Source organism: Zophobihabitans entericus, assembly GCF_011745665.1.
GTDB classification, from domain to species: Bacteria; Pseudomonadota; Gammaproteobacteria; order Enterobacterales; family Orbaceae; genus Zophobihabitans; species Zophobihabitans entericus.
On the sequence record NZ_CP050253.1, the window covers coordinates 1,466,319 to 1,492,624 of the forward strand.

Annotated in this window: 27 protein-coding genes and 1 pseudogene; 16 read left to right on the top strand and 12 right to left on the bottom strand. The window is 36.1% G+C overall.

Translation table 11 applies throughout. From position 1 onward, the window contains the following. Positions 1 to 96 precede the first annotated feature (96 nt). Positions 97 to 288 carry a thermostable hemolysin delta-VPH gene (locus IPMB12_RS06595; RefSeq protein ID WP_166916147.1) on the top strand — a complete coding sequence of 64 codons (192 nt, stop codon included), beginning with the start codon at positions 97 to 99 and terminating at the stop codon, positions 286 to 288. A 361-nt stretch (positions 289 to 649) separates the two neighbouring features. On the opposite strand, the gene IPMB12_RS06600 is transcribed toward IPMB12_RS06595, so the two are convergent. The 3 genes from IPMB12_RS06600 to IPMB12_RS06610 all read right to left on the bottom strand — a co-directional run bounded on the left by IPMB12_RS06600 (position 650) and on the right by IPMB12_RS06610 (position 4,018). Further along, positions 650 to 1,921, bottom strand: a complete 1,272-nt coding sequence (locus IPMB12_RS06600) for an MFS transporter (protein ID WP_166916149.1) — start codon at positions 1,919 to 1,921, stop codon at positions 650 to 652. A gap of 25 nt (positions 1,922 to 1,946) precedes the next feature. Then, positions 1,947 to 3,365, bottom strand: coding sequence for a M20 family metallopeptidase (locus tag IPMB12_RS06605; RefSeq protein WP_166916151.1), 1,419 nt, complete (start codon positions 3,363 to 3,365; stop codon positions 1,947 to 1,949). A gap of 317 nt (positions 3,366 to 3,682) precedes the next feature. After that, a complete protein-coding gene (locus IPMB12_RS06610) occupies positions 3,683 to 4,018 on the bottom strand; it encodes a winged helix-turn-helix transcriptional regulator (RefSeq protein ID WP_166916153.1) in 336 nt (111 codons plus the stop codon). A gap of 119 nt (positions 4,019 to 4,137) precedes the next feature. On the opposite strand from IPMB12_RS06610, the gene IPMB12_RS06615 reads away from it, so the two are divergent. Beyond that, entirely contained in the window at positions 4,138 to 5,151 is a 1,014-nt protein-coding gene (locus IPMB12_RS06615; protein WP_166916155.1) for a zinc-binding alcohol dehydrogenase family protein, read from the top strand. A gap of 59 nt (positions 5,152 to 5,210) precedes the next feature. Here IPMB12_RS06615 and IPMB12_RS06620 read toward each other — a convergent pair whose 3' ends face one another. Next, the gene (locus tag IPMB12_RS06620) at positions 5,211 to 5,843 is read right to left on the bottom strand and encodes an NAD(P)H-binding protein (RefSeq protein ID WP_166916157.1); all 633 of its coding nucleotides are present in this window, start codon (positions 5,841 to 5,843) and stop codon (positions 5,211 to 5,213) included. Between the two features lie 395 nt (positions 5,844 to 6,238). Between IPMB12_RS06620 and IPMB12_RS06625 the strand changes: the two genes are divergently transcribed. The 3 genes from IPMB12_RS06625 (at position 6,239) to IPMB12_RS06635 (ending at position 8,955) form a co-directional block, all read left to right on the top strand. Further along, positions 6,239 to 7,189, top strand: coding sequence for an alpha/beta hydrolase (locus IPMB12_RS06625; RefSeq protein ID WP_166916159.1), 951 nt, complete (start codon positions 6,239 to 6,241; stop codon positions 7,187 to 7,189). A 225-nt stretch (positions 7,190 to 7,414) separates the two neighbouring features. After that, the gene (locus tag IPMB12_RS06630; protein WP_166916161.1) at positions 7,415 to 8,209 is read left to right on the top strand and encodes a helix-turn-helix transcriptional regulator; all 795 of its coding nucleotides are present in this window, start codon (positions 7,415 to 7,417) and stop codon (positions 8,207 to 8,209) included. A 38-nt stretch (positions 8,210 to 8,247) separates the two neighbouring features. Beyond that, positions 8,248 to 8,955: a transglutaminase-like domain-containing protein gene (locus IPMB12_RS06635; RefSeq protein ID WP_166916163.1), complete on the top strand. Its 708-nt coding sequence runs from the start codon at positions 8,248 to 8,250 to the stop codon at positions 8,953 to 8,955. A gap of 145 nt (positions 8,956 to 9,100) precedes the next feature. On the opposite strand, the gene msrA is transcribed toward IPMB12_RS06635, so the two are convergent. Then, positions 9,101 to 9,637, bottom strand: a complete 537-nt coding sequence (msrA, locus tag IPMB12_RS06640; protein ID WP_166916165.1) for a peptide-methionine (S)-S-oxide reductase MsrA — start codon at positions 9,635 to 9,637, stop codon at positions 9,101 to 9,103. A 323-nt stretch (positions 9,638 to 9,960) separates the two neighbouring features. Between msrA and IPMB12_RS06645 the strand changes: the two genes are divergently transcribed. Together IPMB12_RS06645 and IPMB12_RS06650 are read left to right on the top strand one after the other, a co-directional pair. Then, entirely contained in the window at positions 9,961 to 10,443 is a 483-nt protein-coding gene (locus IPMB12_RS06645; protein ID WP_166916167.1) for a hypothetical protein, read from the top strand. Positions 10,444 to 10,484: 41 nt separating this feature from the next. Continuing rightward, a complete protein-coding gene (locus tag IPMB12_RS06650) occupies positions 10,485 to 10,664 on the top strand; it encodes a hypothetical protein (protein ID WP_208293441.1) in 180 nt (59 codons plus the stop codon). A 111-nt stretch (positions 10,665 to 10,775) separates the two neighbouring features. Here IPMB12_RS06650 and catA read toward each other — a convergent pair whose 3' ends face one another. The 3 genes from catA to IPMB12_RS06665 form a co-directional block, all read right to left on the bottom strand. Further along, positions 10,776 to 11,432, bottom strand: a complete 657-nt coding sequence (gene catA / locus IPMB12_RS06655) for a type A chloramphenicol O-acetyltransferase (RefSeq protein ID WP_166916169.1) — start codon at positions 11,430 to 11,432, stop codon at positions 10,776 to 10,778. Between the two features lie 18 nt (positions 11,433 to 11,450). After that, positions 11,451 to 12,107: a class I SAM-dependent methyltransferase gene (locus IPMB12_RS06660; RefSeq protein ID WP_166916171.1), complete on the bottom strand. Its 657-nt coding sequence runs from the start codon at positions 12,105 to 12,107 to the stop codon at positions 11,451 to 11,453. A gap of 133 nt (positions 12,108 to 12,240) precedes the next feature. Continuing rightward, entirely contained in the window at positions 12,241 to 12,915 is a 675-nt protein-coding gene (locus IPMB12_RS06665; protein WP_166916173.1) for an ArsR/SmtB family transcription factor, read from the bottom strand. An 89-nt stretch (positions 12,916 to 13,004) separates the two neighbouring features. On the opposite strand from IPMB12_RS06665, the gene IPMB12_RS06670 reads away from it, so the two are divergent. The 3 genes and pseudogenes from IPMB12_RS06670 to IPMB12_RS06680 all read left to right on the top strand — a co-directional run bounded on the left by IPMB12_RS06670 (position 13,005) and on the right by IPMB12_RS06680 (position 17,771). After that, entirely contained in the window at positions 13,005 to 13,994 is a 990-nt protein-coding gene (locus IPMB12_RS06670; RefSeq protein ID WP_166916175.1) for a cytochrome P450 family protein, read from the top strand. A gap of 2 nt (positions 13,995 to 13,996) precedes the next feature. After that, positions 13,997 to 14,339 (top strand): annotated as a pseudogene (locus IPMB12_RS06675) (antibiotic biosynthesis monooxygenase family protein). 372 nt (positions 14,340 to 14,711) lie between these two features. Next, positions 14,712 to 17,771 (top strand): autotransporter family protein, encoded by a 3,060-nt coding sequence (locus IPMB12_RS06680; RefSeq protein ID WP_166916177.1) that lies wholly within the window; start codon positions 14,712 to 14,714, stop codon positions 17,769 to 17,771. Positions 17,772 to 17,997: 226 nt separating this feature from the next. Here the strand turns inward: IPMB12_RS06680 and IPMB12_RS06685 are convergent, their stop codons facing one another. Continuing rightward, positions 17,998 to 18,429 (bottom strand): YqaA family protein, encoded by a 432-nt coding sequence (locus IPMB12_RS06685; RefSeq protein ID WP_208293443.1) that lies wholly within the window; start codon positions 18,427 to 18,429, stop codon positions 17,998 to 18,000. 259 nt (positions 18,430 to 18,688) lie between these two features. Here IPMB12_RS06685 and IPMB12_RS06690 point away from each other — a divergent pair, with 259 nt between their 5' ends. Together IPMB12_RS06690 and IPMB12_RS06695 are read left to right on the top strand one after the other, a co-directional pair. Next, complete coding sequence (locus IPMB12_RS06690; RefSeq protein WP_166916179.1) at positions 18,689 to 19,450, top strand: aminoglycoside adenylyltransferase family protein; 762 nt, start codon at positions 18,689 to 18,691, stop codon at positions 19,448 to 19,450. 150 nt (positions 19,451 to 19,600) lie between these two features. After that, the gene (locus IPMB12_RS06695) at positions 19,601 to 20,530 is read left to right on the top strand and encodes a bifunctional helix-turn-helix transcriptional regulator/GNAT family N-acetyltransferase (RefSeq protein WP_166916181.1); all 930 of its coding nucleotides are present in this window, start codon (positions 19,601 to 19,603) and stop codon (positions 20,528 to 20,530) included. 302 nt (positions 20,531 to 20,832) lie between these two features. On the opposite strand, the gene IPMB12_RS06700 is transcribed toward IPMB12_RS06695, so the two are convergent. The 3 genes from IPMB12_RS06700 to IPMB12_RS06710 all read right to left on the bottom strand — a co-directional run bounded on the left by IPMB12_RS06700 (position 20,833) and on the right by IPMB12_RS06710 (position 23,421). After that, positions 20,833 to 21,063 carry a hypothetical protein gene (locus IPMB12_RS06700; protein WP_166916183.1) on the bottom strand — a complete coding sequence of 77 codons (231 nt, stop codon included), beginning with the start codon at positions 21,061 to 21,063 and terminating at the stop codon, positions 20,833 to 20,835. 560 nt (positions 21,064 to 21,623) lie between these two features. Then, on the bottom strand, positions 21,624 to 22,700 hold the full coding sequence (rsgA, locus tag IPMB12_RS06705) for a ribosome small subunit-dependent GTPase A (protein ID WP_166916185.1): 1,077 nt from the start codon (positions 22,698 to 22,700) through the stop codon (positions 21,624 to 21,626). A 367-nt stretch (positions 22,701 to 23,067) separates the two neighbouring features. Continuing rightward, positions 23,068 to 23,421, bottom strand: a complete 354-nt coding sequence (locus tag IPMB12_RS06710) for a hypothetical protein (protein ID WP_166916187.1) — start codon at positions 23,419 to 23,421, stop codon at positions 23,068 to 23,070. 167 nt (positions 23,422 to 23,588) lie between these two features. Between IPMB12_RS06710 and IPMB12_RS06715 the strand changes: the two genes are divergently transcribed. The 4 genes from IPMB12_RS06715 to arsB all read left to right on the top strand — a co-directional run bounded on the left by IPMB12_RS06715 (position 23,589) and on the right by arsB (position 26,085). Further along, the gene (locus IPMB12_RS06715; RefSeq protein WP_166916189.1) at positions 23,589 to 23,990 is read left to right on the top strand and encodes a DUF6960 family protein; all 402 of its coding nucleotides are present in this window, start codon (positions 23,589 to 23,591) and stop codon (positions 23,988 to 23,990) included. Positions 23,991 to 24,032: 42 nt separating this feature from the next. After that, positions 24,033 to 24,392, top strand: coding sequence for a hypothetical protein (locus IPMB12_RS06720; protein WP_166916192.1), 360 nt, complete (start codon positions 24,033 to 24,035; stop codon positions 24,390 to 24,392). Positions 24,393 to 24,655: 263 nt separating this feature from the next. Further along, positions 24,656 to 24,970 (top strand): ArsR/SmtB family transcription factor, encoded by a 315-nt coding sequence (locus tag IPMB12_RS06725; RefSeq protein ID WP_166916194.1) that lies wholly within the window; start codon positions 24,656 to 24,658, stop codon positions 24,968 to 24,970. Positions 24,971 to 25,041: 71 nt separating this feature from the next. Continuing rightward, positions 25,042 to 26,085: an ACR3 family arsenite efflux transporter gene (arsB, locus tag IPMB12_RS06730; RefSeq protein ID WP_166916196.1), complete on the top strand. Its 1,044-nt coding sequence runs from the start codon at positions 25,042 to 25,044 to the stop codon at positions 26,083 to 26,085. Positions 26,086 to 26,306 lie beyond the last annotated feature (221 nt).

Genomic DNA, 26,306 nt, shown 5'->3' on the forward strand with positions numbered 1-26,306 from the left:
CAGGACTATTTTGTTTAAATAGCTATAAACACGATGATAGGAAGTGTTAAGATTTCTATTATAGTTTTCTTAAACTGATATCTAAAGGTGCTACTTATGGCTTACTTTAATTACCACGCAAAAGCTAAGAAACTGATTCAGGATGGTATGCTGGTCAGATATGAGTTTGTTGATAACTGGAATGGCATAAAGCCAGCTTTGGTACTTTATTTTAAAGATTCAGCACCTATGCCAATAAGAGAATATCGTTGGGAAGAGTATCTTCCTTTAATTAACATTGAGTTATAGTTATTGACTGGAACTGCTCAGAGAACGCACAGGGTTAATTTAGTTTTATTTATTCTGTAGTTAAATGACAGCATTAAAATGGGTTACTTTCTGGTTAAAAATAAGAGTGTTAGTGTAACAGATTAAATAAAGAGGATAAATTCTGAATAGATGTTTTTATCGTTATATAACGATACATTGTAGTGATATTAATTACAGTCTCACTTTACTAAATAATCCTCATTCTTATGCTCAGTCATTTGTTGATTTTTTGTTGAGTAATGAAGGTCAGAGTTGTTTGAAAGAGAATGGGTTTATTTAGAATTGTGAAATAAAAAAAAGCCTGCTAAAAGCAGGCGAAAAAGGAAGAAAAAAGAAATAATTAACGGTTTAATTGGTTTGCTTTGTATAGTGCGAACAAACTCATAAAACCAACCACAATTAAGTAGTAACTTGGTGCTAAGCTGCTGCCAGTTAAGCTAATTAATGAAGTACAAATCATCGGTGCAAAGCCACCAAATACAGTTACAGCCACGTTATAACTGAGCGCCATACCTGTTGCACGAGTCTTAACCGGAAAGATGTCAGCCATCATTGATGGTACTGTCGCAAAGTAAACTGATTTAAGTAGTGCTAACCAGCCAATTAATAGGATTAATGATGTCGGACTTAGGTAACTAATTGTTAATGAGAAGCCTGGGTAGACTGTCACAAGTAGTAGAACAAGTGAACCAACCATTAGCGGTAAACGTCCAACTTTTTCAGCTAATAAGCCAACCATTGGTGTAACAACTGTTAAAATGACACCAGCCACAACCGTTGCTGTATACGCAGTTGAACTTGCCACACCCAGTGTTTTGGTCGCATAAGTTGGAACATAATTCAACATATAGTTGATGGCTGTTGAAATAACCATTAAGCCTACAGCGATAAAGAATAGTGATTTTTGGCGAGTAACGATCTCTTTTAATGGTTGTTGTGATTTTTCTGCTGCTTTAAAGGTTGGTGATTCATCAATATGACGACGAATATACAGACCAACTGGACCAATTAACAGACCGAAGATGAACGGGATACGCCAACCCCAATCATAAATTTGTGCTTCGGTTAGTGTTTTTGCCAAAATTAAACCAAATAATGCAGCCATCAGTGTACTCACACCTTGAGTCGCGAACTGCCAACTGGCAATAAACGCTTTACGCTCAGGAAAGTGCTCAACTAAAAATGCGGTTGAACTACCAAATTCACCACCGGCAGAGAAGCCCTGAATTAAACGAGCAACTAAAATTAAAATAGGAGCTGCAATACCAATAGTTGCAAAGGTTGGCATGGTGGCAATCATGAGGCTACCGACCATCATCAGGGCGATAGAGGCTAGTAATGAAGCTTTACGACCGTGTTTATCGGCATAGGCACCCAGTACGATCGCACCAATTGGGCGAATAAGGAATGAGATACCAAAACTGGCGAAAGTAATAATCAGCGAAAGTGTTTCATCCTTCACCGGGAAAAAGGCGCGAGCAATATAAGAGGCGAAGAAAGCGTAAATTGCAATATCAAACCATTCAAGTGCATTACCTATACAGGTAGCGAAAAGTGTTTTATATAAGCTCGGTTTCTTCTTCTGTTCCGAAACGATTTGAGCGTCTGTCATAAGATATTCCTTGTTTTTCGATGTTCTATTTATTCTTTTGATGTTGCTTATGTTGAGCTATTAACTCTTTACCATGTTCACCCAATTCCCAGAACAGGCGAGTCATAATTTGTAAACCTTCTGATGCGATTGGTTTAAGCATATGCTCATTCACGGCATGTTGACCACAGGCTGGGTATGAATGTGGGATCCAAAGTGTTGGCAGTCCCAAAATATCGGCAAAAATATCATTAGGTAGTGAACCACCAAGATTAGGTAATAATGCCGGTTTTTTATTAGTCGACTGAGTAATCACATCAAGTGTCCAGTTAACTAAAGGATCGGTTGGATCAAAACGTGTTGCTGCAGTAATACCATAAGATTCAACATCAACATTATTAAAACCATGTTGTTTTAGATGTTGTTCAATATTTTTAATGATATTGTCTGTATCAGTACCCACTACAAAACGTAGCTGACAAACCGCATGTGCTTTTGGCGGAATGGCATTAACTGGTCTTTGTGGATTACCAGTGGTAAAAGCGAGGACTTCCAGGCTATTCCATGAAAAGAGGCGTTCAGCAGGAGTTAGACTAGGTTCACCCCAGTTCAGGTCAATTTCCGGATCGCCTGGTTGGCCAGCAGGTTCAATATCGCTTAAAATTTCGCGAATAGCCGGGCTTACTGCAGGTGGTTTTAAACCATCAACCAGAATACGACCTTGTTTATCGACTAAACAGGCAATAGCATTAGCCAGTTGCGTACCCGGGTTAGAAAGCAAACCACCCCAGTTACCTGAGTGGTAACCTTGTTCACGTGCATCGATACTTAATTTAAAGTTGATACAACCACGTGAGCCTAAAAATAGTGTTGGTCTTTCTGCTGTCAGGCGTGGGCCATCTGAAGCAATAAAAATATCCGCAGAGAGTTTATCACGATATTGTGTCGCAATTTCCGCCAGACCCGGAGAGGAGATCTCTTCACCCATTTCAAAATAGACTTTACAGTTAAAACCAAGTTTACCGCCACGAGCTTTATAGACTTGTTCCAGTGCAGCAAAGTTAATAGTATGTTGACCTTTATTATCTGCAGTACCACGACCATACCAGCGATCGCCTTCTTCAACCATTTCCCAAGGGGATAAGCCTTCACGCCAGTTCTCTGCATCACCAAAGACTACATCACCATGACCATAGCAAAGTATGGTTGGCAGAGCAGGATCTTCAATTCTTTCAGCAATTAAAAAAGGGCAGTTATCCAGAACCGGATTAGCGATTTGTGTTGTGGTAAATCCCATTGCTTCAAGTTCTGGTTGAATGACTTGTTGTAAATACTCATTCAAACTCTCAGAACGAGGTTGTTGCTGACTCTCTGTTTGGTAAGCAATTCTTTGAGCTAAACGTTTTTTAAAATCACCACTATTAAAAAATTGTTCGGTTTGTTTTAATACGGTCTCGACTGTCATAAAGGATCCTATTCTTCCACTCAGCTATTTTTATCTATTTTATAGTTAGAAGTATGTTCTATCTGTTGGAGCACAAGCGATCAAATATATAACAGGATTTTTAGAAAAGACAGTAATAAAACAAAGAGAGCTGATAAATTTTTCTAATAATTTTACAAAAATCATTACATTTTCTTTAGTTTTTTGAAAAATTAGATTTTTTTATTATTTTTAAGGTGTTTTTCATACTTATTGTAGCTGGTTCAGAACAGTGAAAAGAACATTGCCAGCTTATTGTTGAGATGCTTGGATTAAAGGGGCTTCTTTAACTACGAAGGTTATTTCCCAAGGTAGACATCTCCCCAGGCTTTTAAAGCGTGAATAATAGGTTTTAAAGTCATGCCATTTTCAGTTAAACGATATTCAACTTTTGGTGGAATTTCCGGATAAATTTTACGCGAGATAATCTTATCCTGTTCCAGTTCTCTTAACTGGTTAGTTAGCATGCGTTGAGTGATAGTTGGTACAAGGCGACGTAACTCATTAAAGCGTAGTACATCTTTTAAGAAGAGATGATACAAAATGACACCTTTCCATTTACCACCAATAAGCTCAAGCGTTGCTTCTACTGAACATCCTGCGGCACAGTCGTAATTAGTTCTCTTTTTAGGCATAAGTATCCTTTGTATACTAAGTATTTATATTGTAACTATATGAAGATTATGTAACTTCTTACATAAAAAGATAATATATATTACGATATCTCTGTCTTTTAATAAAGGAGGGAGAATAGATGAAAACAATAGGATTTAGTCAGTCATTACCGATTTCGGAAGCCAATTCATTAGTTGAACTAGATTTACCTAAACCGGAATATGGTGCCAAAGATTTATTAGTTGAAGTTAAAGCGATATCCGTTAACCCGGTTGATATCAAAATCAGAAGATCGGCTTTACCGGAAAAAGGCCAACATCGAATTCTGGGCTGGGATGCGGTTGGTATTGTACAGGCAATGGGCAGTGAAGTGACTGGTTTTAAAGTGGGTGATGAGGTTTACTATGCCGGTGTGATTAATCGTCCCGGTTCTAATCAGCAGTATCAGGCCGTTGACTTTAGGATCGTGGCACTCAAGCCAAAATCTTTAACTGATACTCAGGCTGCAGCTATTCCACTCACTGCACTTACAGCATGGGAAGCACTGTTTGATCGCTTAAGAGTCGATCACAAAGTGAGTGGTGCAGCTAATGCGATACTCATTATTGGAGGGGCAGGTGGTGTAGGTTCAATTATGATTCAGCTTGCTCGTCAGTTAACTGATTTAACTATTATTGCGACAGCTTCTCGTTCTGAATCTCAGGAGTGGGTGAAGAAAATGGGAGCACATCATGTTATTGATCATACCAAACCACTGGCTAAACAGGTGGCAGAGCTGAATATAGGTCAACCGGCATTTGTGTTTTCAACCAGTCATACTGATCGCTATTTACCGGAAATTGTTGAGCTGATTGCTCCGCAGGGTCGTATTTCATTGATTGATGATCCGGAAGCATTAAATGTTCTTCTGCTGAAGAGAAAAAGTCTGTCTATTCACTGGGAGTTCATGTATACCAGACCACTCTTTAATACGGCGGACATAGCTGAACAACATAATATATTAACTAAAGTGGCGAAGTTATTGGATGATAAAAAACTGATCACTACGATGACACAGGAATTATCACCAATTAGTGCGGAGAATTTGAAAAAAGCTCATGCACAAATTGAGTCAGGGCGAACTATCGGAAAACTCGTATTAAGTAACTGGTAAGGCTTACTGATAGGTAGTGATATTTTATGATTAATAAAATATCACTACTATAAAATGAGCTAAGACAGCTCTTTTGATGTCACAATATTCACACCTGATTTTGGTTTGACTGCATTTTCAATCAGGACTTTGGCAATCTTTTCTGCCGGATTCACTCTTAAACGACGAGACAGAGCAGGGCTAAAGATGGTTAATATACCCACTACGATTTTTTCACCTAATCTAAACTCAGTACGCTTACCACCAATAAAACCCGGGCGAACAAAAGTCAGTGAAGTAAATCCCAGTTTAGCTAAATCTTGTTCCAGTTCCCCCTTAACCCGACTATAAAAAATCTTAGATTCAGGGTTTGCGCCTAGGGCTGAGTTTAGTACATAAGTTGGCGTATTATGTTGTCTGGCTAGTTTTGCTACAGTCAGCGAATAGTCGTGATCAATTTTATAAAATTCTTCCTGAGAACCTGCTTTTTTTATGGTTGAGCCGAGTGTGGAAATAACAGCATCAATATTATTCCACCAGAGCGCATCTTCTGGTAAGTGTTTAAAATCAACTGTCACCGTTTGTAGTTTGGGATGTTCCGGTAATGGTTTACGGGATAAAACTGTAATGTGATCAATACGTGAGTCATCAAGAGCCAGTCTTAACACATGACTACCAACAAGTCCGGTTGAACCAATAAGCAGTAAATGCACGGTAACTCCTTTGTTATAAAGTAATACATCCTTGATGTTTGTTGTGTAGCTTAGCAGAAAAAATAAAATGAGGAAGGATTTGTCAGATAACGACAGATTCATTATTTAATAAAATGAATTTAGATTCAGGTACGCCAGCTATTTATAACCATTATTTTTCAAACACTAAAATGATATAGAAAAAAGATTATAAATACCTGTTAAATAAATTGGTTATTCTTATCCAAAGTAGACTACCTGTTTAAGCACAAGCGATTTCATCTGCCTGCTGGTCAAAATAATACCTTTATATGAAATAAGGTAAATTGACAGGGTGATTTTGCCGATCTATAGTCTTATGCAGTGACACTCGTCACAAGGATATTTCAGTAATCATAATTAATAAGGAGATTATTATGACTAAGAAAGTGCAATTGGAACAAGCAGCAGCAGAATTTAGTAAAGCCACATCTACTCATCCTTTCCTATTTGAATTACCACCAGCAGAAGGCCGAAAAGCGGTTAACTCCGTTCAGGATTCTAAAGTATTCAAACACCCGGTAACCATTGAAGACAGACCGACTGATTTAGGTAAACTCGGTAAAATCAATGTGCGTATCATTAAACCGGAAGGCGCTAAAGGTAAACTTCCCGTTTACTTTTATATCCATGGTGCTGGTTGGGTGTTTGGTAATGCTCATACTCATGATAAGTTAGTGCGTGAACTTGCAGTCAGAACTAACTCTGTTGTGGTATTCCCTGAGTATAGTTTATCTCCGGAAGCAAAATATCCAACAGCGATCAATCAATGTTATGCCGTTCTTGAACAAACTGTCGCTAATGCCGCTAAAGAGAACTGGGACGTAAGTAATCTTATCGTTTCTGGTGACAGCGTTGGTGGTAACATGGCAACTGTTATGACTATTATGGCTAAACAAAAAAATGGTCCAAAAATTAAAGGTCAGGTTCTGTTCTATCCAGTAACTGACGCAAGTTTTGAAACAGGCTCTTATAATGATTTTGCCACTGATTACTTCTTATATAAAGAAGCGATGAAATGGTTCTGGGATCAATATACTACGTCTGAAAAAGACAGAAATGAAATCACTGCCTCTCCATTACGTGCAACGATTGAGCAATTAAAAGGCTTACCAGAAGCCATCATTCTTAATGGTGAAGCAGACGTGCTCAGAGACGAAGGCGAAGCATATGCACGTAAATTACGTGAAGCAGGTGTTCCGGTAACGGCGGTTCGCTTCCAGGCAATGATTCATGACTTTGTGATGCTTAACCCGTTAGACCAGACTAAAGCATGTCGCGCGGCAATGGACTTAGCCACAGCCTGGGTTAATCAAAGAAATAAATAATTAGTTTTTTTTATCTGTCAGGTTCAACGGGTAGTTATTGTGGATTAACATAATAGCCTTATCCGTTGAGCCTGATTTTGATTTAGTAGATTTTATTTTTAACTATTTGATTTATTTAAATATTTTTTAATTTAATGCTATGATTTATATCATGTAATTTTTATTTAGAATCAACTGTAATTGAGTATAATTCCATTATCTTATTCTTATAAGGTGGTAATTGTAATGACAACTCAGATACCATTTAAAGTCTATGCGTCAGATGATCATCTGCTAATTGTCGATGCGCCATTTTATACTCAAAAACACCGCCATCAGTTTCTGCACATCATTTTGACGCTTGACCATTATTCTATGGGTGTTCAGGTAGCAGGGCAGGATGTTATCTGCCAGGGACTCATCTTACAATCTAATACTGAACATGTACTGAATTTACAGGATAGGTCCAGCGTTCTGTTGTTAATTGATAATACATCTAGTCTGGGTCAGCTAATTAAAAAACGTTATCTTAACAGCGATAAGAAGTACTTTATTTTACCCATGCCAATGGTTTCTGCTCTGCGGGAGTTGTTTGCTAGCATATCAAATAACGTCATTGATACTAAAACTTATCACCGGTATTGGGTAAGTTTTTATCAGATACTTGGACTGGAAAGCCATCTCTATTTGGTACAGGAAAAAGATCAACGTATTACCAAAGCACTAGAGCTGTTAAATGCTAAAGATAATTATCATCTTTCTCTGGCACAAGTGGCAGAAATGGTATACTTGTCTCCCAGTCGTTTTTCTCATCTTTTTAAAGAGTACACGGGGTGTACCTTAAAAAGTCATCTGTTATTTAAGCAGGTATTAAGTGCACTCATACTGGTGTCTAAAGGACGTTCTATCACAGAATCAGCACTGGAGGCCGGATTTGATTCTCCTTCCCATTTTTCTACCGCTTGCAAAAGACTGGTTGGGTTTTCTCCAAATATTATGTATCAGGTTAGCTGTTTTTTGAAAGTCGCTTTATATTATTAACACTATATTAAAGCCTCTGATAAATAAGGAGGTGTGACATGAAAAACTATTTAAAACCGACTCAATTTCTTGATTTCAATAATCCGGCTATTCAACAGTTAATCAATGACAGGCACTGGAGAAGTCTGAATCAAAAAGAACAGATTTTACAGGTATATAACTTTGTCCGTGACGAGATTAAATTTGGTTTTAATGTGAATGATACTCTTAGCGCCTCTGTTATTTTGCAAGAGGGAATCGGGCAGTGTAATACTAAAACAATTCTGTTTATGGCAATATTGCGTGCTTTGGGTATTCCTTGCCGTCTACACGGATTCACTATCGATAAAAAACTGCAATCCGGTATTATGAATGGTGATGTTTATAATGCGATGCCTGATGAAATTGTGCATACCTGGGCAGAGGTTTATTTCAACGATCGCTGGTATAAGATGGAAGGGCTGATTCTTGATGTCCCATATCTGACAGGATTACAACATAAGTTTGCCAGTAATTCCGGCGCCTTTTGCGGTTTTGCTGTGGCCACTCCAAATCTACAAGACCCGCCAGTATACTGGAATGGTGATAATGATACTTACATTCAAAAAGAGGGAATCGTACAGGATTTTGGTTTATTTGATGATCCTGATAGCTTTTTTGCCCTGCATTCACAAAAGATGAGCCCGGAACAGATGAAATTATTTGGCGATAAGCTGAGATATGACATCAATGATAATATTGCTGAAATCAGAAAAGAAGGTAAGTAATATTATTTGTATTTCAGGAATTTTTTAATAATTAGTCAGAGAATATTTAGCATTTTTTCTGACTATAAGCATGAATAATAAGTATCAATAGATATCAGATACAACATTGTGTTGTTGTATCTGATAGCTCTTCGCCTTAATAAAATTACTTTTTATTCCAGTGTGTTTCAATAAAGCGTGCTCTGCCTGAACCGGTGCGGTAACGTTGATAGTGTTCAGGTTGCTTTTTATAGTAATCCTGATGGTATTCCTCAGCCCGGTAGAAATGTTTGGCTGGCAGAATATCAACCCGAATCGGATGATTAAACAAATGACTCTTTTCTAGTTGCTCTTTTGAAGCGAGCGCTTTCAGTCTTTGTTCTTCAGAATGATAGAAGATAACAGGTCGGTAAGATTCACCTCTGTCCGCAAATTGCCCGCCACCGTCAGTTGGGTCGATCTGCTGCCAGTAAATTTCCAGCAGTTCATCGTAAGAAATAATTGCAGGATCAAAGGTAATTTGCACTGCTTCAACATGCCCAGTTGTTTCTCTGCAGACTTCCTGATAGGTTGGGTTTTCAACATGGCCGCCGGTATAACCTGAGACAACACTTTCTATACCATCATAAGTGTCAAAAGGTTTTACCATACACCAAAAGCAACCACCGGCAAATGTGGCTTTCTCAAAATGACTTTCTACCATAAATCCTCCCTGAATATATTTGTAGTGAATCAAGATTGGTTATTGCTAATATAAGCGACTTTTTTAAAGAATACATCTATTTAAGCAATAATAGAATCTGTATCAGGAGGAAAAATTTTGCAGTCAGAAGGAATAATTTAAAATGCGATAGTATTTTATGATACGAAATACTTTGATACAAAAAGAGTAATGAAGAGGACTATCATTTTACCTTTATCTAAGTAGCTTGGGATTGGGGCATAAAATAACATGTGTGTTATCAATTATTTTCAGATACTATTTGCTCTCAGGAATGATTGAGGGCATTTAACCAGAATATTGTTATGGATACTTTAGGACTTTTTATTATCGCTGCGGTTATTTTTATCGCCATAAATTTGTACTTTATTACAAAGATAATAACTTATTATACAAATGGTATTTTACTTAATTCTACGTTTAAAAAAGCGATGTTTGTTCCTGTTGTGATGCATTATATTGCGTTTTGTGTATTTTCAGTAGTGGGTATTTATGCTGTTGTGATGAGCTTCTTACTTTGGTCTACGCATCCTCTATTAAAAGAGTGGCCACTATTTTGGCAATTATGGTGGTATTGGGGCTTTATTTCTCCTGCTGTTGTGCTGCTTTATCTAAAGATAGATGATTTGAAAGTATTATTTATCGGGCAAAAAGAGATAAAGCACTCCAAAATAAAATCACTTATCTCTTTTATCTTTGTTACTATAACGATTATTGTTGTTTTGTCAGTGACTTCTGTAATCGGTTATTTATTTAGTCAATTACTTCATCGGCTTTTCTTCAGTTAATTTTATTTTCTAATTTTTTTGGTGCACGTTACTTAGCTACGTTGTTTGGCTTAACATTACTTAGCCATCAAATTGGTGGATTTTTAGGTGCATGGTTTGGTGGGCTGGCAATACAACATTCAGGTAATTTATTGTGGGTCTGGTATGTGGATATTGCTCTGGCAGCAGTGGCGGCAATTGTTAATTTATTGATTAAAGAAGAAAAGCTAGTTAAAGCTTAGAAGAATGTATTTTTATCAAAAAACCGCTATTACTTCATAAGTTATAGCGGTTTTTTATTTGTTAGATAAGTGAGAAAACTTATTTGAGAGTAGTGTGCACCGGAACACTAATTACTGGTCAACCCATGTCCTATAGTTATTTGCAAGTTCTTGTAGATCATTAACGAATCTTCCCACATGAAAACCATCACATACTGCGTGATGCACTTGTATTGCTAATGGCATCAATATTTGATTATCTTGCTCAATAAATTTTCCCAAAGTAAATATTGGTAACAGGTAATTATTATTACTTAAGACATTGAGATTAAAACTAGTAAAATTTACCCAAGGCAGGCTGGAAATATTAAAAAAATTAACAGGTTGCAGTTCTTGTGGGAATAAAGATGTAGCTTGTGAATAAGCATTGGTATCATTCATGCAGTTTTGGTAAAAATGGATAAAAGATTCCTGATATTCTGTCCAGATACTGGCAAAAGTTTCACTCTCTTTATTAAGGATAGTGTAACCAGGATTGAGTTCACTCCAGTAACCAAGTTTACCTTGAGAATCTAAGCTCATACGAAACTCTTTATGTTGATTAACAATCGTTGTGAGCATATAGATTTGCGCGGGATAGATCTTTTTATGCCTCTTTTTTAATGCAGTGAGAAGACCGGTAATATTAATATTTACCGTCAAACTATAGGTGCAAGGTAGGTTATTCATATAGTGAAGATAATAACTTTTACGAGTCCAGTTATTTAGATCAAGTAGATTAAAGTTCATCTGTGTCTCTCTAATTTTTTATTCTGTTTTCTCAAATGTCAGACTGGTAAACTCACGCTCAACTAAAGCTCCTGTTTTACTGATACTTTTATCTTTTTTATAGGCTTCATTTACTAATTTTAATGGAAGCTGATTGAACAGTTGTTTTACTTCTTCAACTTCATAGAGTTGGAAACCATAATTGATGAATGGTAGGTTTTGCATAAAAGATTTATGACAAAAAGTTATAACAAAATAACCATTTAATTTTAAGGCTTGATAGATATTTTGTAGTAATTTAATTGGTTCTTTCCAGAAGTAAAGTGTATTAACAGTTAAAATTTTATCAAATTGTGGTTCTATAAACGGTAAATTAACTCCATTATATATCTGATAATTTGCCATACCTGCATCTATATAAGGTTTATTTAACAAAATAGCCTGCTGATGCATAGTTGGAGAGATTTCCAACCCGGTATAATGAATATCTTCAGCCAAAGATAAAATATAACTCAGTAACTCACCATTACCATAACCCAATTCAAGGATATTATCTTTTTTTTGAATTTGTAGATTGGTAATACCGTGCAATATGACTGATAGATTACTCATATTCATTAAATGGCCAAGCTTGATACCATCTTCACCTTCAGGACAACGTAACTGTGCGGCCAGGGCTTTTAATTGTTTTTCCATTCTGTTTAATTATATTTTTAGGATATTTAAAATATAATGATAAGGTGACTTTTATATTATTACTACTATTAATTATTTAAGTCAGTGGTATTAGTCTTTCTAAAAACAGAGTAGGTATAAATAATATGTTTATCTAAATTGTAATATTAAAATATCGGGATAATGATTTCTTACCTGACGGAGTAACAATTAATTCTCTGCTATGTGGATGACGTGTGCACCATTTTTTATCCAGAATAAATTTTAATAACTGACTGCCTAATAGGCCGGAGAGGTGTTCCTTTCTTTCACTCCAGTCTAAACAAGCATAGGCAAATCTTTTTTTACTTTTTGTGGTTACTATTTCTTTAATATTTAGCCCCATTTGTGTCAGAGACTCACTGCCGATTGGAGTTAAAGAATATTCATTTTCTCCTGTAATCCACGCTTCTTGTTTCATAAAGGATAGGAGATCAACAGCAATTTTGCCAGCCATATGGTCATAACATGTTCTGCAATATTTTAGTTCATCAGGTGTTGTGCTTGGAATAGACTGAAGAGAAGAGGTCAGATTCATCAACGATTCAAGTAGCTGAGCAACAGCAGGAGATGCTAAACGAAAGTAGCGATATTTTCCTTGTTTTAAACACTCAATTAGCTTTTGTTCTACCAGTTTATTCAGGTGCACACTGGCTGTGGATGGTGCGATATCTACCGCAATACTTAATTCAGTAGCGGTATAAGCGCGCCCATCCATTAACAGGCATAACATGTTTATTCGTGTCTTATCACCAATAACAGTAGAAATTTCTGCTAATTTATTTTGCATTTTTTAACCATATCTTAAAACCATATTTCGTTCAGGAACGAAGTATGAAAATGACGTTAGTTTATTATTCAAGCTAAGCAGTCTATAACATGACAAATAAAGAGTATCACATGGTAAATAAATGCCCAATACACATTAATTCACATGATGATGTGATTAAAGCGCTCACTGATGAACAGTTTTATGTAAGACCTGTAAATCAGAAAGTTCCAAAAATTCTGGAGGGATCACTCGCCGGCAATGTTTTTGCTAGTTTAGTTCGGATGAGAGACGATCAGTTACAAACAAAAATTAAGTTAGCTATTATCAATTCTATTGACCAATATGATGTTTCATTGTTATCTCAGCAAACATTCACTGTCGCAAAAATTCTTACTTTAAATTTGAAAAATACCCAGCAATTAAATCAGTTTATTGCCGATGTTCCAATATGTGTTATTGCCGGTTTATTTCAAATATCAGAAAGACATTGGCCAGAACTGGTTAATTATGTAAGAAGTTTTATTGATGATGTGATTCTTAACCCCCAGGAAGAAAGAGTACAACAGGCCGATTTAGCAACAAAATATCTGTTCCATATCATTAAAAAGAGTGAAGGTGGTTTGTTACAAAACCTGAGATTAGGATTTAAACAGCAAGGGATTGAAGACGATTTTCTGGTACTTAGTAATTGTATCGGTCTATTTTTTCAAACTGCTGATGGTACATCAGGATTGCTCGGGCAGATGTTAATTCACTACTCAGATCTCAAGTCAGCTCCTGAAGATATTCTTACAGAGGTTTTAAGTCAAAATCCTCCGATTAAATTTACTAAAAGGTTTCCAAATAAAGAGACGAAACTAACAGGCCATGCTATTACAGAGGAAGATACTTTATTGCTAGATTTAAAAACTGAGCAAGGCTCGGTTCCTTTTGGACTGGGTGAACACCAATGTCCAGGGAGTGAGTGGGCTAAAGCTATTTCACTCGCGGCATTTAATTATTTAAGAAGTTTACCACTTAATTCTTCTCTGTTTACAGATTATAGATGGAAAGAATTGGGTAATGCAGCGATACCTATATTTTATGATAAGGAATAAACATGATTGCAGTCATATTTGAATTAAAAGCAAAAGACGGATTTAAAGAGCAGTATCTGGACATTGCAGCTTCTCTAAAGCCATTACTTGAGGATATGGAAGGATTCATTTCTATTGAGCGATTCCAAAGCTTAAATGATAGTGAAAAATTACTTTCACTCTCTTTTTGGGAAAATGAAGAGGCTGTTATTAAATGGCGAAACTTGGAACAACACCGGGCAGCTCAGGCAAAAGGTCGAAACTCTATTTTTGCGTATTATCGGTTACGGGTTGCTACAGTTATGCGAGATTATGGCTTAAAAGAGAGAGGAAGCACCACAGGATAGCCGTAACTATCATTTATAAATTTAATGTTTTGATTTATTTTAACATTTTAAGGGGGTAATCAACTACTATAGGAAGTGATATTATTTTCGCTTTGATATGTGTCGTATCTAAATTTGTTCTTATCAAAAAATTCTCTCTTTCGATAAAATCCCTGACTTTTGTATTTAAAAAATACTTTAGTTTTACCAATTAAAGTATTTTAATAAACCCCATTTCTTTTAATGAAAAAAGTTAATTATCTGTTTTTTAATTTAATTATTTATTTTAAATAGCTTGAAACGATCAATTTTTTATGTTTTGATCGTTATTATCAATATCAAATTATTATTGATGATTTGCATTTATTTACATTATAAAAAAATAAAATATAAAATCAGGAATGGTCAGGACATGAAAATAAATAAAAATTTTAAGCAGATAGGTCAATCTGCTTTGACAGCTTATAACTATAATACTCCACTTAAAGCAACGCGTATTGCCTCTGCTATAACTTTTATACTCGCTTCCTTTCATGTTCACGCTGTTGTAACAACAGTAACCAGTACGAACGGGCAAGAAATAACGCTTACTCCGGGTGAGGAACATGTTGTTAATGGTATTGTATTAAGCGCAATTAATGGAGGTGCAATTACTGGTGATAATGTTTCCTTAACAAGCCGACATATTGATAGCAGGTATAATATGCTTTATGCCGACAATGGTGGTCAAATTAAACTGAGCAATTCGACAATAACACATATCAATCCCAATAATTTGGGTGCTTCAGCTGATCATGTTAGTGCCATTAAAGGAACGGGTGAAGGTACATTTATTGATATATCAGATTCAACCATAGAAGGCTTTCATCGTATTTTAGAAGTGTCTAATGGTGCAAAAGCTAAGCTGACTAATATTACTGTTAACGCTAATAACTATGGTTTGCAGACTATTGGTAATACTTCGTCTCTTGAGATGATTAATACACATGTTTCTCTGCTTGAACAGGGAATGAGTATCAATTCACGTAATGGTTCATTATTGATAATGACTGATAGCTCTGTTCGAGGAAATAACTATGCTGTTGCATTATCTTGGGACAACCTTAATATTGAGCGAACTAATGCAAGTGTTGGTATTTTTGATAATGTAGAGATAGAGACTTTCCGAAATCAGAATACAGGTTATGGACTTTGGTTAATTGATCGTTCTCAGGCTTTAATGAAAAATTCACATATTATCATCAACGGGAGTAGTACCAGCGGAATTTTTGCCACTAAGAGTCAGGAACTGTCAGAACTTCATAACACAACGATAGAATTACGTAATAGTGATGTTAAAGGCGTATCTATGCAACAGGGCAGCCAAATATTATTAGCTGATAGAACTAAAATTTTAGGGGCAGGTGATAATAACACCGGATTATATGCCCATCACAATAATGGGATAGTAAATAGTACCGCAGCCACTAAAATTATTACCGATAATGCAGAGATTATTCTGGATGGTAATACCAGTTATGGTGCAGTCGCTCAGTCAGATGGTTCGGAAATTTATCTAAATAATACTAATTTGACCATGAATGGTAATAACTCAATCGGTATGCTGGCAAAAACATCAGGTACAACTTTGCATACAAATGGAGTTAATGCTCAGATTCATGGAGCATCATCTGCAGGGATGCAGGTTCATAGTGGTGCTGATGCCCAAATTGATAATAGCTGGTTTAATATGACAGGAACTGCTAGTCATGGTATCTCTTTTAGAACCCAAACGACTGCTGAAAGTAATAGTATGCATATTACTGGCAGCCGTATTGAAACTCAGGATGGCTATGCGATAAGAAATGAGAGCGGCTCACTGGATTTAACGTTGACTGATTCAACCATTATTGGTCGGACTAATGGTGAAACTGATGTGGCTATTGGTATTTTTGATACCACATTGGCCAACCGATCCGGGCAGGTAAATATTACAGCGGAAGGCTCACATATTTTTGGTGATATTGTTTCATCTTCAAATAATCCTAATCGTTCTTTAAATATTACGCTTAATAATGGTTCAACTTTTACTGGTAATTTAGCTTTTGCGGATAGTTTAACACTGGGAAATTCAAGTCAGTGGAATGTGCTTAGCAATTCGACGCTGGCAACATTAGTCAATAATAATGGTGGCTTAATTAGTTTTGCTTCACCGGATAATGGTACTTTTAAGACCATTACGGTTAATGGTGATTATACAGGTGGCGGTACGCTGGAACTTAATACTGTATTAGATGGCGATTCTTCAAGTACCGACCGTTTAATTATCAACGGCAATACTTCTGGTTCAACAGGTGTGATTGTTAATAATTTTGGTGGTGGTGGTGAGCAGACAACGAACGGTATTGAAGTGATCAGTGTATCTGGTCAGTCTGATGGTATCTTTTCTCTCAAACGACGTGCCGTAGCAGGAGCTTATGAATATTTTCTTCATCAAGACAGTGGTAACTGGTATTTAAGTTCTCAACTCGCTCCAATAGTAATGCCAGGAGAACCGGGTATTTATCGTCCGGAGGCGGGCGGTTATATTACGAATATTTCTGCTGCAAACCGTATCTTTAATTTGAGTTTAGCTGATCGTGAAGGACGCGCAGAAGACAGCAGTTTATGGCTGCGTCAGGTTGGCTCTCGTAACACGTCTCATGATACCAGTGGTCAGTTACGTATGGCTGCCAATAGTTATGTTATTCAGGGTGGTGGCGAATTATTACAGGTAAGATTTGGTGATAATGATCGTCTGGGTGTTGGTATTATGGCTTCTCATGGCAGAACGAAAGGAGATACACGCTCTAAAACCAGTTTATACAGAACAAAGAGCATATTAGAAGGTTACAGCGCGGGTTTATATGGAACCTGGTACCAAAATGCTGACAATTTAGAGGGAACTTATGTTGATAGCTGGGTACAATATAGCTGGTTTGATGCCGAAGTTAGCGGTAAAGATTTAGTTACTGAACGTTATTATATTGATGGGTTTAGTGCATCGATTGAGACCGGATACCGCATGTTCTTACAACAAAACCTGCAGGGGAATTTGTTTGTCACACCGCAGGCTCAGTTAACCTGGAATGATGCCAGAACCGATACACATGTAGAAAATAATGGCACACGAGTGGAAAGTAAAGGGGCTGAAAATTTGCAAACCCGACTTGGGGTCAAATTATCTGTTGATAGTGTAGAAGAGGCTGAGTCAGATGAGCTTTTCACGGTTTATGGTGAGTTTAACTGGTTATATAACAGTAAGTCGGCAGGTGTCATTATGGATGGTGTGCGGGTCAATCAGGCCGGTAACCGTCATCTTGCTGAACTAAAACTTGGATTTGAAGGACAGCTTAACAATAGTTTTGATGTCTGGACTAATATCAAACAACAGATAGGTGATAGAAGTTATAGTAATACCACAGCAACACTGGGCTTGAAATATCGCTTTTAAATCTGATGGTTATGTCAAGGTTGTGTAATTAATTCTTACACTTTTCCCATTTTCATATTTAGGAAGTATCAGCCTCACAAATGAGCTTAGATTTGTGAGGCTGCATGATGTTAAATTTGTTTAAGCTAAAAGCTGTTAGATTCTAAAGCAAGTCCCTTAAAAAAAGATGAAATCCTAAAGGTTGAGAAGCTAAGTTGTGATGCCTGTTTTGATTAGGGTATTCGTCTTAATTAAAAAGCCCCAGATAAGAGAGATAAATAACCAGATAGCGTCCAAATTTAGCCAGGGTCACCAGAATTAAAAATTTATAAATATTTTCTTTTAAAACGCCTGAAACGAGCGTAATAGGATCGCCAATTACAGGTAGCCAACTGAGTAATAGAATAATTGAGCCAAATTTATGATAGTAACTTTGTGCCTGTATTAAACGTTTTTCAGATACAGGAAACCACTTTCTATCTTTATATTTCTCTATTTTTGTCCCTAACCACCAGTTAACAGTTGAACCAAGCACATTACCAGCGGTAGCTACTAAAATAAGTATTGCAGCAGATGAGTTGCTCAAAACCAGCATTGATAATAGCGCTGCTTCTGACTGTGCAGGAATCAGAGTTGCCGCTATAAAGGCTGTAGAAAATAGGATGAAATAGTTTAGCAATATATTTACTCAAGATAGAGACCAGTGAGAAGATAATATCGATGTTTAAGAGTTATGCCAATATGATGATGAGTAAGTTATAGTTATTAAATGGAGAACATTCTTAATCATTCAGGTAGCAATATATTCATTATTGTTAGAGTATTGAGTCATATCAAATGAATATTTGTGACGCTGTAACGAAAACTATCTCATGAAATTGTATACACTTGTTAGTTATGGAGTAGAGTCGAGAGATTATTAACTTAAAAGGCGTCGCATGGTGATTATTCCTTTGGAAGTAAATAAAACGCTGTTATGTATTGAGCAAAGATTAATGACATCACTGGTAGCAGTATACCTGCATGGTTCGGCTGTTACCGGTGGTCTTCGTCCTCGTAGTGATATTGATTTACTGGTAGTTATCAATCAACCGATGACACCACAGATACGAAGGGATTTGGTCTCGGATTTAATGGAAATTTCAGGTCACTATCCACTGGATTCTGCGGGGCGTCGTCCACTTGAAGTGATTATTTTTTTATCTTCTGCTCTCAATCCACTTATTTATCCTGCTCGGTGTGAATTTATTTATGGTGAATGGTTACGCAGTGATTATAAGGCAGGGAAAATACCTGAACCACTTTGTGATCCCGAGCTTACTCTGGTATTGGCTCAGGCTCGTCAGAACGCTCTTCCTCTGATTGGTCCAAATATAGCTCATCTTTTGCCGATGATACCAGTTAAGGATATTCATCAGGCTACCCGGGATATGTTACCGGCGCTTATCAAATCGTTTGCTGGAGATGAGCGTAATGTGCTATTAACCCTGACTCGTATGTGGTATACCATGGTAACAGAGAAGTTTGCGTCAAAAGACAAAGCAGCTGACTGGGCGATTAGACGTCTATCGGTAGAACACGCTAATCTTTTAGCTGACGTTAGAAATTCTTATTTACGACCAGATACAGAAGAGTGGTTGCATCGTAAGCAAGAATTACAAGCTACATTAGCTTTATTAATTAACAATATAACAATTTGATTTTATTGAGTTTATTTTAGGCGTGATTGACCTGTAGCATGACTAATAATAAACAGAGAATATTTATCATATACTTGACGTAGGCAATTAATTTTCATATGGTTGCTTATGTCAACTATATAATAAATATAATTTAAAAAGGAAAGGTTAATGAAAGAGAATCGAAACGTTACCGCCATCAGAAAATTTAGCCGTTTTTATACCAATCTGCTTGGATTACTTGATCAGTATATTTTAGAAAGCAAATTTTCCCTTTCACAAGTTCGAGTACTGCATGAAATTGGTACTTCTGATAATTGTACTCCCACAAAACTGTCTGAAATTCTTTGTCTGGACGCTGGTTATCTGAGTCGTATTCTTAAGCAGTTGGAAAAAGCTAAAGTGATTGAGAGAAAATCCTCTCCGGAAGACGGGCGATCTTACTTTCTGCATATGACTGACTATGGAAGAGAAGTCATCACTGCCTTGCACTCTTGTTCTAATACACAAATCAATAAATTGATTGAGCCGCTTTCTAAATCTCAGCAATCTCAACTTGTACAAAGTATGTCTGTGATTGAAAACCTATTAACCAGCAATAAAAATACCACACTTGATGATATTACTATTCGCCATAAGTTAATGTCAGGTGATATTGGTTCGCTTATTCATATGCATGGTTGGATTTATAATAAGGAATGTCATTATCCTCTGGCTTTTGAAGGCTATGTGTCAGAGACTTTCCATCAATTTATGGAAAACTATGACGAGGATAAAGATCGAATCTGGCTGGCAGAACATAACGGCAAAATTATTGGTTCAATTGGTATTGTTAAACATGCAGATAAGGCACAGCTACGCTGGTTTCTTCTGGATCCCGACTACCGCTCTATTGGACTGGGTAAAAAGCTCATCAGTAAAGCATTAAATTACTGTAAACAGAAGAAGTACTTCAGCGTTTTTCTCACCACGACAGAAGATCAACAGCAAGCTATTAGTATGTATAAAAAACTTGGCTTTGTGAGAACGTTAGAAAGGGAAATTCAAACCTGGGAAAACCGTTTAATGGAATATACATTTGAATTGGAACTGGATAAGTAGATATGTTACTACTACAATAGCGTGCAATATTAAATAATAAGTTAAAGTTTCCGGGATATCTGGCAACAGGTATTAAAACTTCAGCTTTCCAGTCAGAACAATATTTTACGATTAAAATAGATATTATAAAGATAAAGTAATCAGGGTAGTAAAAGGGTTTAATCAACTCTATTTTTCTGTTAGAGCTTTATTCTAAGAGTAAAATAGAGTACGGCGTGTAACTTTGTTATTTTAGTAGGAATGTCATTGTCTTGTGAATTTTAAAACACAAGATAAATAAAGAGATTTACCTAAAACAAGATTTAAGAAGTTTGATCTGTCGTAGAGTGTAACCACTCTTGCTCGATTTTGTCTACCTCAAGAAGATAGCAAGAGCGCAAAGTATTTATCTTTTCTTTTAGTACAGAAAATAGAACTTTTTTTAAATTGTGGTTTTCTGTTTCATCTATAGCATCAGCTAGCACACAACACTGGTTTATGACTTCTTCTGTATCCGGGTACTGAGTATAACCTTGTGGAATTTGAATTTGCATAATGATGTCCTTATGTTTATTACTATTCTCTCTCCCTGGGAGTGGAGATGACTCAGACAGCGTTGACGTACCAGCTCGTAGAAACTAGCCTCCTTTGCAGGAGCACCGCCTGAGCCACCATAGAACTAAATAACAGGTGTGCACAAACGATTACCCGGAAAGATTCCAGATACTACGAGTTTCAGAACGTCAATTCTGACCACAGATTTTGCTGTAGGCGACATTAATATAATAGAAAATGAATTGTTCAACAAATTAAATTTATCTGGCTGGTCATTTATTACCAAGCCTTTAAAGCGTGAAATGATAGCTGAAAATTTATCGCATTTCTTGAACAGTACCGTTCAATAATGGTTAGAGAAGGGGAAGTAATTTTATAGATTGATGATTTAAATATAGAAAGGGTATTTAAAAATTTATATGAAGAATAAAAATCTCGGATAAAAATAAGGCTGATTATATTCAGCCTTATTTGATATTAAAGTAGTAATAATGTCTAAATAAAAGTCACTATTATGTAAACAGCTCTTTTGGAATTATTAAGATCTCTACAAGCAATCTCAATAATTATGCTTACTTTTCACATTACGTTTGAATTGTTTTAGCTCGTTCATACTACCAAACATATTCGTAATTTTAGTATGTTCTCGTTGTCTTGAGCTTAAACCTTCATATTGTGTTTCTTTTTCCAGCTTCCGGTAATTCTCTAAACGTCCGGCAGATAAGGTACCATCTGCTATAGCAGCTAAAACAGCACATCCTCGTTCACTGGTATGTGAACAGTTACGGAATTTGCACTGTGAACTGAGCTCCTCAAGATCTTCAAACGTTTTAGATAAATTACCACTATCTAGCTGTAATTCACGCATTCCCGGAGTATCAATCACAACACCACCAGTAGGTAACACAAACATGGCTCGATGTGTGGTCGTATGTCGCCCGGAATCATCACTTCCTACTTCACGGGTCAGCAGGACTTCTTTACCCATTAATTGGTTGATGATTGATGATTTGCCAACACCGGATGAACCAAGAAAGACAACTGTTTTTTCCTGACTCAGATAAGGAGCAAATATATCTTGTACCTCATGGTTTAAAATTGAGGTAAGCAGTACATCAACACCAAAGCTGATAGCCTCTATCTCTGTGAGCTTTGTCGCTATATCTGAACAAAGATCTGATTTAGTCAGGACAATGACAGGCGTAGCTGCACTTTGCCAGGCGATGGCTAAATAGCGTTCTAAACGACGCAAATTAAAATCAGCGTTGAGAGACATACAAATAAAGATAGTATCAATATTTGTGGCAACTACTTGTATTGCCTGATGTGTCCCGGCAGCTTTACGGTCAAAAATACTTTTACGCGATAAAACCTGCTGAATAATAATATGATCACCATTCGTTGCTAGCTCACTGACCATAACCCAGTCACCAACGGCAGGGTAGGCTGCTGTGTCGTGAGTAAGATAAGCAAATTTGCCTGATACTGAAGCGTGCTTTTCACCTGTTTCCGTCATAATTGTGTATAAACTGCGATGCTGCTCAGTAACTCTGGCCAGCATTAATTCAGGGTAGAGCAAAGCTTCTTGTGCAAAACGAGTAGTTAATCCGTAAGTGCGTAAATTTTGATATAACATTTAAACCTCCAAATATAATCTTTTATTGGAGGAAAAAAGTGCTTTTGACTAACTTCTTCCTCCATTACGGTTTTTTAGAATGAAGGTCATAACAATATCCTTAGACATACTCTCTCCTTATTAGTTGGTTAAAATGAAATCGTTAATTTGCCGGCATTATATAGATTTTTTCAGTTGTGAAGAATGTTTAATATCACATTAATTGAAATCCGTGATTTTCTGTTTATTCTTTATCAGTACTTAATAATTTTTATATTGGATTTATAAGATGATTTATCGTTTTCCACCAATCAATAAAAAAGCGGAAAAAATCCGCTAAATTAGTAAACTACAATCAATGTATTGGAACCAGTTTAACTCTATTTGATTAATCTCCGATGGATCTAATTTTTCCGTCAGCCCAATACTTAACTTTATACCCACCAATCGATCTAATTTTCCCATCATACCAATACTCTACTTTCAGATTACCAATTGAGCGAATTTTTCCATCAGCCCAATATTCTACTTTTTGATCGCCAACTGAACGAATCTTTCCATCCGACCAGTATTTGACTTTTAAGTCTCCAATTGAGCGGATAGTACCATCACTCCAGTATTCCACTTTTTGATTACCAATTGCCCGAACAGTTCCATCAGACCAATGTTGAACCTGATTTGCCTGACTGAGATTAAAGCTTAAAAATATAAAGGAAAATGCTGCTATTAGAATCTTTTTCATAATATTTATCCATCCTCTTCAAGATTAAAATACCAATGAAAATATTAGGTAGCTTTTCCATATTATCTATTATAAATAGGAAATTAATTACTTTTTGTGCTTTTCACTTGCTAAATAAGGATATATCTTACACGAAGATAAATTGGAAATTTAAAGGTATTTAGACTGTGACATTGAAGTATAGAGGGACTTATGGGTTGTATCCCTGGTTTCCGGACGATGATGAAACATTGATTCATGCAAATGATCTGCAAAAAGTGAAAGCATTTTCCATTAATGGTTTATATGGATATGTATTTTATTGTAGTGATGAAAATGCAGACTTTATTGAGCTTAGTTATGGTGATTTCACATTTAAAGTCAAACCTGATTTATACAGTACAATCCCGTCTATTCAATTCCATCTTGGTGAGCATGTGGCCGTTATTGGAGTATCAGAGAAAAAGGGTGTGATTGTGAGTATTAAGTGGCATTCTAAATACAGTAAACCAATGTATTTTTTGTCCTTTAATGGCAGGAAATCCTCCAGAAGGTATTTTGATACTGAATTAGTAGAATATTATGATTAATTATAACATTATTGATTAATAATGATATTTTTTGGTGGTTGTATGGGTGAAATATCATTATTTTGTAAGTTCTATCTAAAAACTAACTTATCTTGTGAGTGGATACTGAATATTATCAGTAAACATTTTAAACAACCGATTAAATCTGGCTCAGTAGAAATTGGTGACATTGCCATTGATTGTTTTAAAAATCTGACACAAGCAAGAGGGGAAACAGGTTTCTTATACTGGCGCTGTTGTTTAGAGCTGATTCCTGTTGATGAAGATCATTATGATGATTTCGATGAGTTTTTATCTTTAGCAAAAGAATTAAATAATCTTCTACGTGCCAATAATATTAGAACAGTTGTTTCCTGTGACTTTGAAGAAGAGTTTGATAACCAGCTAGATACAATTTTTTAATTCTCTATTTTATAGAAAATAAAATGATAGAAGATAATTACTGCATTGAATTATGCTTCTCATGTAGCTGTTGTAGCAACGAAAGATGAGGAGCCTGTCAGGCTTGAGCATGTATTTTAGTTAGTTCAATAATAAAGTATCCTTGATATGATTAAAATACCTCACTTGTTAAGGTTTTTTAATTAAGAATATTCTTTTCTCAGCTTGACAAAGTAATAAGTTAATTTTATATTTCAACTATATTTGAAATATTGGAGTTAAATATGAATACTCAGGAATCAGCAAAACTGTTTGAATGTTTATCTTCCCCGGTCAGACTGGATATATTTAGTTTATTAATTCGTTATGGTTCAGAAGGGCTGGTTGCCGGTCAAATTGCCAGTGAACTGAACCTGCCAGCTACTAACTTATCGTTTCATTTAAAAACATTAACCTATGCAAATTTAGTGTCAGTTCAACAAGAGGGGCGCTTTTTACGCTATAGGGCGAATTTAGCTTTAATGAAAGCGCTGGCAGGATTTTTAACTAATCAATGCTGTCTTGCCACTCCAAATGAAGATTGCTCTACAAACACTTAATTGAAAAATAAAAGTGTTTATATTTCAAATGGTTATATTTATTAATAACTTCATCAATAGCCGAGTGTTTTATGTCTACACCATCTTTAACTAAACGTTTGTCATTTTTAGATCGTTATCTTACTCTCTGGATCTTTGTCGCAATGGCCCTTGGTATTGTGTTAAGTTTCTTATTTAAAGCCTTACCCGATGCCTTAAATAGTGCCAGTGTGGGTTCGACAAATATTCCTATTGCAATAGGACTGATCTTAATGATGTATCCCCCTCTGGCAAAAGTTAAATATGAAGAGCTACCAAAAGTATTTGTTGATAAAAAGATTTTAGTTATGTCTTTAATCCAAAATTGGCTTATTGGACCCGCTTTGATGTTTATTCTGGCGGTTATTTTTTTAAAAAATTATCCGGAATATATGACGGGTGTTATTTTAATTGGTTTAGCGCGTTGTATTGCGATGGTTCTGGTTTGGAATCAGCTTGCAGGTGGAGATAATCAATATGTGGCAGCTTTAGTGGCTTTTAATTCTTTATTCCAAATTCTCTTTTTTAGTGTGTTTGCCTGGTTCTATTTAACATTTTTACCTCCATTATTTGGTTTAGCAGGAAGTGTAATTGATGTCAGTTTTACGACTATTGTTGAGGCTGTACTGATTTATCTGGGGATTCCATTTCTTGCGGGCTTTCTGACTCGTTACTTTTTAATCAAAATCAAAGGGCAGAAGTGGTATGAAAGTGTCTTTCTACCTAAGATCAGCCCAATAACATTAGTTGCTTTATTATTTACTATTGTGGCGATGTTTAGTTTAAAAGGCGGAGAGGTGGTGCGTTTACCGTTTGACGCATTATTGATTGCTACTCCTCTGGTGATCTATTTTGTCATCATGTTTATTACCAGTTTTTTAATGGGATATATTGCAAAAGAAAATTATCCAAAAACGACCTCAATGGCTTTCACCGCCGCCAGTAATAATTTTGAGTTAGCAATTGCCGTTGCCATTGCTGCTTTTGGTTTAGCTTCTCCCGTTGCTTTTGCTGCTGTTATTGGTCCATTGGTTGAAGTTCCTGTGCTTATTGCTCTGGTGAGCGTTGCATTATGGATTAAGCGAAAGTATTTTTAGCTGGCTACTAAAACTTGAAATACCGGGTATTCTTTTGGGATAGTTGCCTTACCCGGTATTTACTTAGCCACTTCCTGATTTATTGTGTATTCATGCCTATAAATATCCTTTGATACAGGAAATTTCTTTATAAGCACAATCACACAGTATCCATTCTAAAACGTATTTAAAAAATAAATATCCATGTCCGAAAACAGCTAATCATTTTAAGAAAAATACAC